This is a genomic window from uncultured Planktosalinus sp., assembly GCF_963973675.1.
Taxonomy (GTDB): domain Bacteria; phylum Bacteroidota; class Bacteroidia; order Flavobacteriales; family Flavobacteriaceae; genus Planktosalinus.
Genome location: NZ_CAXBAN010000052.1, coordinates 1 through 9,703, shown reverse-complemented (window position 1 = coordinate 9,703; position 9,703 = coordinate 1). Strand labels below are relative to the sequence as shown.

The following is a 9,703-nucleotide window of genomic DNA, read 5'->3' as shown; positions in this document are numbered from 1 at the left end:
CCAATAAATAAAACGCTCTTCTTCGAAAGGTTTTCCGCCAAAAAGTAATAGATGTGTATTTGCTTTTACCAAAACATTGCAGGTATCCTCCACTTTGGAAACAGCCATATTTCCTTTTTTGATTGAGTTGCCACAGGCTTCAATTTCACCTTCAACAATACAGATACCTATTTCACCTTTCAGGTTGTTTTTGGTTTGGAGTTCAAATTGCTCAACAGTGTTGATTTCTATCATAAACAGCTCAGACTTTACCGGTACAGGAGACTTATGCCCATAACCTTCGCCTGCAATTAATTTAAAACTTGTACTTCCCTCCTTCCAAGTCGGTAATTGATCTGCATCAAAATGATGGAACTCAGGTTCACAATCTTCGAGTTTTTTTGGTAAGGCAACCCAAATTTGATATCCATGTGCAGTGAATGAATTACCATTTCTTAAAGCGGGAGGTGTACGTTCTGTATGGGCAACACCTTTGCCGGCTACCATCCAGTTTACTGCACCGGGTTTAATGATTTGATGAGAGCCCATACTATCACGATGCAGGATTTCTCCTTCAAGCATAAAAGTGAGCGTTGATAAACCGGTATGAGGGTGTTGATTGACATCCATATAGTGATGGGGTCCCAATTTTGTTGGCCCCATATGGTCAATAAAAATAAAAGGACCCACCATTCTTTTCTTTCGAAATGGAAGTAATCTTCCCACTAAGAAATCACCTATATCCCTGCTTCTCTCCTCAATAATTAATCCAATGTTTGACATCGCTTTGTTTTTTAACAAAGTTATGAAAACAGGATTTAAATATATTGATTGAGTAGATACTTAATCAAATCGGTTGTGGTTACTATACCTACCAAATGCCCATCTTCCAAAACAGGTAAAGCGTGAAATTCTTTTGAAGCAAGTATTTCTGCAGTTTCTTTAATTGATGTATTTTCAGTAATTGATACTATATTTTTTGTCATTACCTGACCGATGTCAAACATATCATATACCACAGAGTCGATTTCTTCATCTTCGTAAACAGCGTCAGCAAAAGAAATGCGTAACAAATCAGAATAGCTGAGTATTCCAATAATTTTACTTCCACTTACAACGGGAATGTGTCTAATATTGTGTTTTTTGAATAAAGCTTCTGCTTTAGTGAGCTCATCTTTTAAATTGAGCTTTATGACGTTTTTAGTCATAATCGTTGAAACAGGTACATTCTTTTTCATGGTCGACGGATTATAATTTCACAAACTAAATGTAGCAGTTTTTACACTAGTAAAAAATGATAATTATCATTAAGTATTTTAATGTTAAACTTTTATTAATCAGGCTAATCTTGTTTGCTTAGATTTTGTGTTGTAAACAGAAACCTTTAGTTTCGCGTAAATCATATAATTAAATCATAAAATAAAGAGTATGAGTCAAGTAAAAGAAAATGACACGGTGCGAGTGCACTACACCGGAAAGTTAGAAAACGGTCAAATTTTTGACAGTTCGTTACAACGCGAACCATTAGAGTTTACGTTAGGTCAGGGTCAGTTGATACCCGGTTTCGAGCAAGGTGTAATCAATATGAAATTAAACGAAAAAAAAACAATCAACATTCCACATACTGAAGCTTATGGTGAAGTGCGTGAAGAACTTTTCCACGAAGTTGAAAAAGATAAACTTCCCGAAGAAATGCAATTAGAAGTGGGAATGGGTCTGGTTTCAAAAGCGCCTGATGGATCTGAAAGACAATTAACCTTAAAAGAAATCAAGGATGATTCCATTGTGGTTGATGCTAATCACCCATTAGCAGGTAAAGATTTGACTTTTGAAGTTGAATTATTGGAAATAAAATAATTAATTATTTCAAACCTATTTTAAAGCCCGATTTCTTCGGGCTTTTTTTATTGGGTTTATTTTAACAAGTTAAACACTCTTGATTTTTATATTTGAAAAGCCAAAATAGATTTGTTTCTATTAATAAATATTATTGATTAAAATTTAAATGTACACACCAATGAAAAAAATCACATTAATTCTTTCCTTTCTATTTGTAGGACTGAGCCTTTTTGCTCAAGATAAGGAATCCATTATTAATTCAATTATTGAGGAAATAAATCAAAACTCACAGGTTGAACAACTCGCTTTTGAACTCACAGACGTAATTGGACCAAGACTAGTAGGAACCCCTCAAATGGAAAAAGCACATCAATGGGCAGTTTCAAAATTCAATTCATGGGGGATATCTGCTGAAAACCAACAATATGGCACGTGGCGAGGTTGGGAAAGAGGAATAACCCATATAGATTTAATTTCACCACGTGTTAAAACTCTTTCAGGAATGCAACTGGCCTGGAGTGCTCCGACCCCCAAAAAAGGTGTTACAGCTGAAGTTATTGTCCTTCCTGAATCTATTTCAGACTCAATGAGCTTTTCACGTTGGTTACCTAATGTAAAAGGAAAGTTTGTTTTGGTTTCTATGCCCCAAAAAACAGGACGACCTGATTATAATTGGGAGGAGTTTGCCACAGAAGCTTCATTTGAAAAAATGAAAGAAGAACGCACTTCACAAATTGAAGCCTGGAATTCCAACATTAGAAATACCGGCTATACTTCACGAACACTTGATGCTGCATTGGAAAAAGCAGGTGCTGCAGGAATTATTCAATCACAATGGTCAAGAGGTTTTGGAGCTAACAAGATTTTTGGTTCACGTACTAAAACCATTCCCACAATTGATATTTTGCTTGAAGACTATGGTTTGTTGTATCGTTTAGCTGAAAATGGAAAAAAACCACAAATTCGTTTAAAATCAGAATCCAAAGAATTGGGAGAAGTACCCACTTTCAATACAATTGCAACTATAAAAGGTTCTCAAAACCCTGAAGAGTATATTGTTTTATCTGCTCATTTTGATTCATGGGACGGAGGTAGCGGTGCCACAGACAATGCTACTGGTACAGTCACTATGATGGAAATTGCTCGCATACTTAAAAAACATTATCCCAATCCAAAACGAACTATCATTGTTGGGTTGTGGGGAGGTGAAGAACAGGGCTTAAACGGCTCAAGAGCTTTTGTTAAAGATAACCCTGCTATCGTAGATAACATACAGGTGGTATTTAATCAGGACAATGGAACAGGACGTGTAGTGAGCATAAACGGTCAAGGATTTTTACATTCCTATGATTTTTTAACACGTTGGCTACATAAAGTTCCAGAGGAGTATAAATCTGAGATAGAAACTACTTTTCCCGGAACACCCTCGGGTGGTGGCTCAGACCATTCATCTTTTGTTGCTGCAGGAGCGCCGGCTTTTATGATGAGTTCGTTAAACTGGTCTTACTGGAACTATACCTGGCATACTAATTTGGATACATACGATAAAATTGTTTTTGATGATGTAAAAAACAATGTTGCTTTAATCGCTATTATGACTTATTTGGCCAGTGAAGACCCGGAAAGAACATCCAGAGAACAAGCAGTTTTGCCAATCAGCAGATGGTCAGGAAATCAAATGGAATGGCCTACTCCAAGAGATGCAAACCGAAAAGGGGGATTGGACTAAAAAGTAAAAAAATCAAAAAGGCCTTCTTGCTAATTCAAGGGGGCTTTTTTAGTTAAATAATCTATAAAAAAGTACTAGTAATTTTTTGAATGCGTTTTAAACTCAAAACAATACCTTTTGGCATTTTCGAAAAACAAACTATTTAAAAGAATTTCATTATTTTCTGTTGGGATTATCAGTGTATTAGTACTTTTTTATATAAGTGTTTTAGTGGGCTTATGGGGTCCTGTACCCACAAAAAAACAACTTTCTGAAATCAATCAAAGCGAAGCTTCACAAGTCTTGGCATCAGGAGGTGAACTTTTGGGGAAATATTTTCTTTTTGACAGACAATCCATTACTTATGAACAATTTCCTAAACATCTAATTGATGCTTTGGTTGCCACTGAAGATGCCCGTTTTTATGAACACAATGGTATTGACGGTCAAAGTTTGTTTAGAGTGTTTTTTAAAACAATTCTTTTACAGGATGCCTCCTCAGGAGGAGGCAGTACCATCACTCAACAATTGGCTAAAAACCTATATGGAAGAAACGATGTTAATAAAATTGGGATTGTAGTTACCAAGTTACGGGAGTCTATAATTGCACGTAGAATTGAAAAACTCTACAGTAAAGAAGATATTATTGAACTTTATTTTAATACTGTGCCCTTCAGCGATAATACCTTTGGAATCGAAAGTGCCTCAAAAAAGTTTTTTAATAAGCCTACATCCGATTTAAGTCTTTCGGAAGCTGCCACGCTTGTAGGCACCTTAAAAGCCACTAATTATTATAATCCCAGACAAAACCCTGAACGAAGCAGGGAAAGAAGAAATGTTGTGCTTTCACAAATGGTAAATTATAAATACCTAAAGTCCGAAATAGCTCAAAAAGTTCAAAAAGATAGTTTGATTTTAGACTACCAATACTTTAATCACAATCAAGGTTTGGCAACTTATTTTAGGGAAACTGTAAGAAAGAAAGTATTGGCGATTTTAGACACGTTGCGAGATGAACAAGGAAAGCCTTATAATCTATATAATGACGGACTGATTATTCATACAACCATTGACTATAAAATGCAACACTATGCTGAAGAAGCAATGCACCTACACATGCAAAAACTACAGCAAGCTTTTGAAAACTCCTGGAATGACCAAGCTCCCTGGATAAAAAATAATCGGTTGTTACAATCACAACTTAAAAAACTTCCTATTTATAAAAAACTACTCAAAAATGGGTATACAGTAGATGAAATATTGGATTCATTAAATGTCAAAACAATCAAAGAATTTTATACACACGACTCGATAATTAAAATTCAGGCAAGTGTTTCTGATAGTATTCAGCATTATATGAAGTTACTAAATACTGGAATGGTTACTGTTGAGCCTTCAAGCGGTGAAGTTAAAACCTGGATTGGCGGAATCGATTATACTGCGTTTCAATATGATCATGTATCACAAAGTAAACGTCAGGTAGGCTCTGTTTTTAAACCTATTGTTTACTCTGCTGCACTGGAAAACGGTATAGACGCCTGTTCCTATTATTCAAAAAATAACGTTACTTATGAGGATGGCTATACACCATCAAACGCCTCATCTTCAGAAGATGAAGATCCTTACCTAAACTACTCCTTAAAGTATGCTTTAAGCAATTCAGTAAATACAATTGCAGTACAACTTCATATGGAAACAGGTATAGAAAAGGTAATCACTCAAGCAAAACAAATGGGAATTACCTCTCCCCTTCCTAAAGTTCCATCATTAGCTCTAGGTACTGCGGAATTATCAGTTTTAGAAGTTGCAAAAGCGTATACCCCATATACAAACGACAGCTATGTGAGCACACCTATTTATATTTCAAAAATTGAAACCAAGGATGGAAAAACAATTGCAAAATTTGAATCGAATATTTCTAAAGAAAAAGCTTTTTCAGATGACACCCGTTATTTAATGGTTGATATGATGGAAGCTACAGTAAATTCAGGCACAGCAAAAAGGCTTCGCAGTACCTATGGTTTACAAAACGATATTGCCGCAAAAACAGGAACCACTCAGGACAATAAAGATGCGTGGTTTGTTGCTATTACACCAAAATTAACAACAGTGGTTTGGGTTGGGAATGATTTAAATATTCCTTTTAGAAGCACTTCACTGGGACAAGGAGCCAACGCTGCTTTACCTATGTTTGCACAATTTTATCAAAGTCTGAACAATGATGAAAATTTCCAAAATATCACAAATGCACGTTTTGAAAATTTACCGGAACATCTTTTATCTCAAGCAAGTTGTGAAGACACAAAGCGGGATGGTTTTTTAAAACGTCTTTTCACAAATCCCGATAAGCCCAAAAAATACAAGGAAAAAAATAAGAAAAGTGATTTGCTTTCAATTTTCAAACGAAAAGATAAAAACTAAACTTACATGTTTTTTCTTAAGATAGAACGCAGACTTCTTTTGTAGTCATCAGTTAGCCAGTCACGGTAATTATTAGTGCTTTTACTAAGGCAATAGGCATATTTTTGAACCCTGAAAGAAATAGCATCTTCAAGCAAAAGAGTTAGCTTCATCGCTTCATAAGCATCTTCACTATTTTCCAGACACATTTGTGCGTGTTGCTCAATGGCCATGTCTAAAGCTATTTTGGGTTTCTGGCCCAATTTTTTTGCTTTTTCATAGGCAGCTTCGACATCAAAATAAACATTTTTAGTTTTCTTGAATTTTTCCCTGATTTCTTTCGGCATTTCATAGGAAAAATTTCGTTCAATTTCTTCATCAGGAATAAGGTTTTCGAGAAAATAATCTGGATTTTTAAAGACACTGTTCCAATCAACTTTGTCTTCCCAAAGTCCAAATCGGGCTAGGTTGTTACCCATGTCAACCACAGTAAACTCCTTCTTAGAATCAGTTATTCGGGAGCCTCGACCAATCATTTGGTGATATAAAGTTAAAGAGCGTGTTGCCCGGTTTAAAATAATTGCTTCGATATCTGGCACATCAAAGCCGGTTGTAAGAATCCCAACAGAAGTAATAATGGCATTGGGAGTTTCTCTAAACCAACCAATTATTTCTTTTCTTTCTGCATCAGTGTGTTTGTTGTCTAGATGTCTGATGTTATCATAACCGGCGCGTTTAAAAGATTCATAAACATACCTTGAAGTGTTGATTCCATTGTTAAAAATGAGTGTTTTTTTATCTTTAGCGCGTTCTTCATAAGCATAAATCAGCTTTTCTTGCATTGCATAATCAATATAAACGACTTCAGAAGATTTTACGGTATAATCACCGTTTATTCCAATTCTCAATGCACCTAAGCCCACATTGTAACTATATGTTGTGGCTTTAGCCAGAAAACCCTTTTCAATAAGTTCAGAAATTGAGTGTCCTACAATCAATTCATTGTAGGTATCTTTCATAGGTAGTTTTATATTGGAACTGAGTGGTGTTGCTGTTACACCAAGTATATCACACTTCTTAAAATATTTAAATAATTTTCGGAAAGAATTATAATGTGCTTCATCAACAATGACCAATCCAATATTATGAATTGAAAGCTGACCTTCTTTTAGTCGGTTGTTAAGAGTTTCAACCATTGCAACATAACATTGGTAGTCTTTTTCGTTGGGGATTTCTTTAACAGCACTATTTATAACTTTATTTTTAACACCAATTTCTGAAAGAGTTTTAGATGTTTGTTTGCTGAGTTCAATTCTGTGCGTAAGAATCAGTACTTTTTTCCCTGCTTCATTGATGTATCGTTTGGCTATTTCTGAAAAGATGACAGTTTTACCTCCTCCAGTGGGGAGTTGATACAATATATTATAGCTTTCAGGAAAATCTTTAAAGCGTTTGAAAATTGTTTCAATTGCTTTTTCTTGATAAGTGTATAACTCTCTATCTTTTAAATTCTCTTGTTCTTTAACTTCAATCATATTGAATATAGTCCATTTTTACAAAAATAACACCTTTATTAGGTTATTCCATAAAATAACGCTAAAAGTGTGTTAAGGCAAAGGAAAATGGTAATTTAAAGATTAAAATTTTAAGGTAAGTATAACTTTTTCTTTCTTTTATATTAATTTTCAATAGGCTAAATTTGCATAAAATAATGTACATAAATGTCCAGAAACAGACCTAAAAAGAAAAACCGTTTACAGCTGCTTCATCAATATTACAGCTATACGGGTTTTTATGGTTTTTTGGGAAGTAGTCTTCTCAAGGCTATTCCTTTAATATTACTTTTTATTGGAGGCCTTTTTGCTATTCATTTTTTTGTCATTGACGTCAATACTTTATTAAATAAAATCACCGAAACCTTTCCTGCTTTTGGAGTATTTACAGTCTTTTTTATTTCAGAATCGGTTTTAGGACTTATACCTCCTGAATTGTTTATTGCCTGGTCCAGCAAATCTGCAACTCCTGTATTGCACTTGTCTTTTTTAGCCTTGCTATCGTATGCAGGCGGTGTAGTTTCTTTTTATATAGGAAAAGCAATCACTAAAATTCCTTCAATTCACGAATATCTTGAAATTAAAATGGCCAAACACATTCGAAACACCCGTAAATGGGGTGGTTTTTTAATTGTGGTTGGTGCTTTGCTTCCAATCCCCTTTTCAATTACTACAATGGCTGCAGGTATTATTAAATATCCTTTAAATAGTCTATTGCTTTTTGGTTTATTGCGTTTTCTTCGATTTTATCTTTATGCACTTGCTATTTTTAACATTGTGAGTTAACCCCCCCCCACCTATTCTTTGAAGCTTAGTTTACAATTACTTATAGTTAATTATTTGTTAAATACTACTTTGTTATGCAAAGTACTGTAACAAAACAATTAATCTGTCGTCTATATAGTAAATCAATCAATTAAATCAATTAGTTATGACAACGGTAAAAAGAATGTTTAACACAGTAAGTGAGAAAAAAGAAGATCAACAAATGAACAGACGTGGATTGTTAAGTTTAAATCAAAAACGAGACGTTTGGAACAGTAAAAGACGATTTGGTTACTAAAAGATAATCAAACTAAAAATATTCATCAATCAATCAATCAAAATTAAAAACATGAGAGCAATTAAAAGAATTTTCGAATCAGTTAGAGAAAAAAGAGAGAACTTAACGACAAACAAGCGCATTGTTTTAGACTTCAGTAACAGAAGAGACGTTTGGAACAGCAGACGCAGGTTTAGTTATTAAAAATTAAGTAACCAACTTAATATAAGGATTTTGGATTAGCCTTCAAAAATCTTTAACGCCGGTGTAAATTTTACACCGGCTTTTTTTATTTATTTGGAAGGAGGTACAGAAGGCCTTACTTCAATTTTACTTGGTAGGGTTCGCGGGTGCATCCTAAGTAAATCAACAACCATAGCCCCAATATCTTCTTTTTGAATTTTCCAGTCGTCATTTCCATCTGGAACATGATTGTTAAAATACGTGGCTACAGAACCCGGCATAATTGTAGAAACCTTAATTTCATATTTTCGTAAATCAAGCATAATCGCTTGAGAGAATCCTGTTACTCCAAATTTACTAGCGTTATATGCAGATCCATTTTCAAAAAAATTAGTACCTGCAAGACTGGATATTGATATGATGTAACCTTTTGTTTTTTTAAGTTCTTCTACCGCTGCTTTCACACTATAAAAAACACCAGTTAAATTAGTGTCAATAGTTTCCTGCCATTGTTCAATTGTTAACTGATCTACAGGTGCAAAATGACCTAAACCAGCATTAGCGATAAGAATATCAAGCTTTCCAAATGATTCAATTACCTGCGCAACCACTTTTTGTTGTTGTTTATAGTTTCTTACATCTGCCTGAAGCCCTATAGAATTTGCTTTGCCCTTACATAACTCATTTAGTTTTTTTGCAGCTTTAACCGCAGTATTCTTATTTCTGCTGGTAATAGCTACATTGACTCCTTGCCATAATAAGGCTTCGGCGACACCAAAACCAATACCTTTACTCCCGCCGGTTATCAGCGCTACTTTATTTTCTAAAAATTGCATGTTATTAAAATTATTTGAGATTATTGACTTCTAAATTAATAAAAATCAAACTTCATATTGTGATGTGAATGCAAAGCTTATGTTAAAACTCTTTATAACCCATCAGTTAATTTGCTCCAATATTTTTTTAAGTATTTCTTTTTTCTGTAAACTATCTTAAAAG

General features: G+C 34.4%; 9 protein-coding genes. 5 read left to right on the top strand and 4 right to left on the bottom strand.

Annotated features, from left to right (window positions below; genetic code table 11):
* Together AACY61_RS03455 and AACY61_RS03450 are read right to left on the bottom strand one after the other, a co-directional pair.
* Positions 1-762: pirin family protein (locus tag AACY61_RS03455; protein ID WP_339610200.1), on the bottom strand; the 762-nt coding region annotated here is incomplete at its 3' end.
* A 35-nt stretch (positions 763-797) separates the two neighbouring features.
* Entirely contained in the window at positions 798-1,217 is a 420-nt protein-coding gene (locus tag AACY61_RS03450; protein WP_339610199.1) for a CBS domain-containing protein, read from the bottom strand.
* 190 nt (positions 1,218-1,407) lie between these two features.
* On the opposite strand from AACY61_RS03450, the gene AACY61_RS03445 reads away from it, so the two are divergent.
* From AACY61_RS03445 to AACY61_RS03435, 3 genes are all read left to right on the top strand, one after another.
* Entirely contained in the window at positions 1,408-1,836 is a 429-nt protein-coding gene (locus AACY61_RS03445; protein WP_339610198.1) for a peptidylprolyl isomerase, read from the top strand.
* A gap of 160 nt (positions 1,837-1,996) precedes the next feature.
* On the top strand, positions 1,997-3,547 hold the full coding sequence (locus tag AACY61_RS03440; RefSeq protein ID WP_339610197.1) for a M20/M25/M40 family metallo-hydrolase: 1,551 nt from the start codon (positions 1,997-1,999) through the stop codon (positions 3,545-3,547).
* 117 nt (positions 3,548-3,664) lie between these two features.
* Positions 3,665-5,947 (top strand): transglycosylase domain-containing protein, encoded by a 2,283-nt coding sequence (locus AACY61_RS03435; protein WP_339610196.1) that lies wholly within the window; start codon positions 3,665-3,667, stop codon positions 5,945-5,947.
* Between the two features lie 2 nt (positions 5,948-5,949).
* Here the strand turns inward: AACY61_RS03435 and AACY61_RS03430 are convergent, their stop codons facing one another.
* The gene (locus AACY61_RS03430) at positions 5,950-7,461 is read right to left on the bottom strand and encodes a DEAD/DEAH box helicase (protein ID WP_339610195.1); all 1,512 of its coding nucleotides are present in this window, start codon (positions 7,459-7,461) and stop codon (positions 5,950-5,952) included.
* A gap of 186 nt (positions 7,462-7,647) precedes the next feature.
* Between AACY61_RS03430 and AACY61_RS03425 the strand changes: the two genes are divergently transcribed.
* Positions 7,648-8,265: a short-chain dehydrogenase gene (locus AACY61_RS03425; protein WP_339610194.1), complete on the top strand. Its 618-nt coding sequence runs from the start codon at positions 7,648-7,650 to the stop codon at positions 8,263-8,265.
* A 145-nt stretch (positions 8,266-8,410) separates the two neighbouring features.
* Positions 8,411-8,542 (top strand): hypothetical protein, encoded by a 132-nt coding sequence (locus tag AACY61_RS03420; protein ID WP_339610193.1) that lies wholly within the window; start codon positions 8,411-8,413, stop codon positions 8,540-8,542.
* Between the two features lie 272 nt (positions 8,543-8,814).
* Here the strand turns inward: AACY61_RS03420 and AACY61_RS03415 are convergent, their stop codons facing one another.
* Positions 8,815-9,540, bottom strand: a complete 726-nt coding sequence (locus AACY61_RS03415; protein WP_339610192.1) for an SDR family oxidoreductase — start codon at positions 9,538-9,540, stop codon at positions 8,815-8,817.
* Positions 9,541-9,703 lie beyond the last annotated feature (163 nt).

Excerpts from the sequence above, each read along its gene's own strand:
- AACY61_RS03415 (WP_339610192.1), bottom strand. The coding sequence starts at position 9,540 with ATGCAATTTTTAGAAAATAAAGTAGCGCTGATAACCGGCGGGAGTAAA.
- AACY61_RS03420 (WP_339610193.1), top strand. The coding sequence starts at position 8,411 with ATGACAACGGTAAAAAGAATGTTTAACACAGTAAGTGAGAAAAAAGAA.
- AACY61_RS03445 (WP_339610198.1), top strand. The coding sequence starts at position 1,408 with ATGAGTCAAGTAAAAGAAAATGACACGGTGCGAGTGCACTACACCGGA.
- AACY61_RS03440 (WP_339610197.1), top strand. The coding sequence starts at position 1,997 with ATGAAAAAAATCACATTAATTCTTTCCTTTCTATTTGTAGGACTGAGC.
- AACY61_RS03430 (WP_339610195.1), bottom strand. The coding sequence starts at position 7,461 with ATGATTGAAGTTAAAGAACAAGAGAATTTAAAAGATAGAGAGTTATAC.
- AACY61_RS03425 (WP_339610194.1), top strand. The coding sequence starts at position 7,648 with ATGTCCAGAAACAGACCTAAAAAGAAAAACCGTTTACAGCTGCTTCAT.
- AACY61_RS03450 (WP_339610199.1), bottom strand. The coding sequence starts at position 1,217 with ATGAAAAAGAATGTACCTGTTTCAACGATTATGACTAAAAACGTCATA.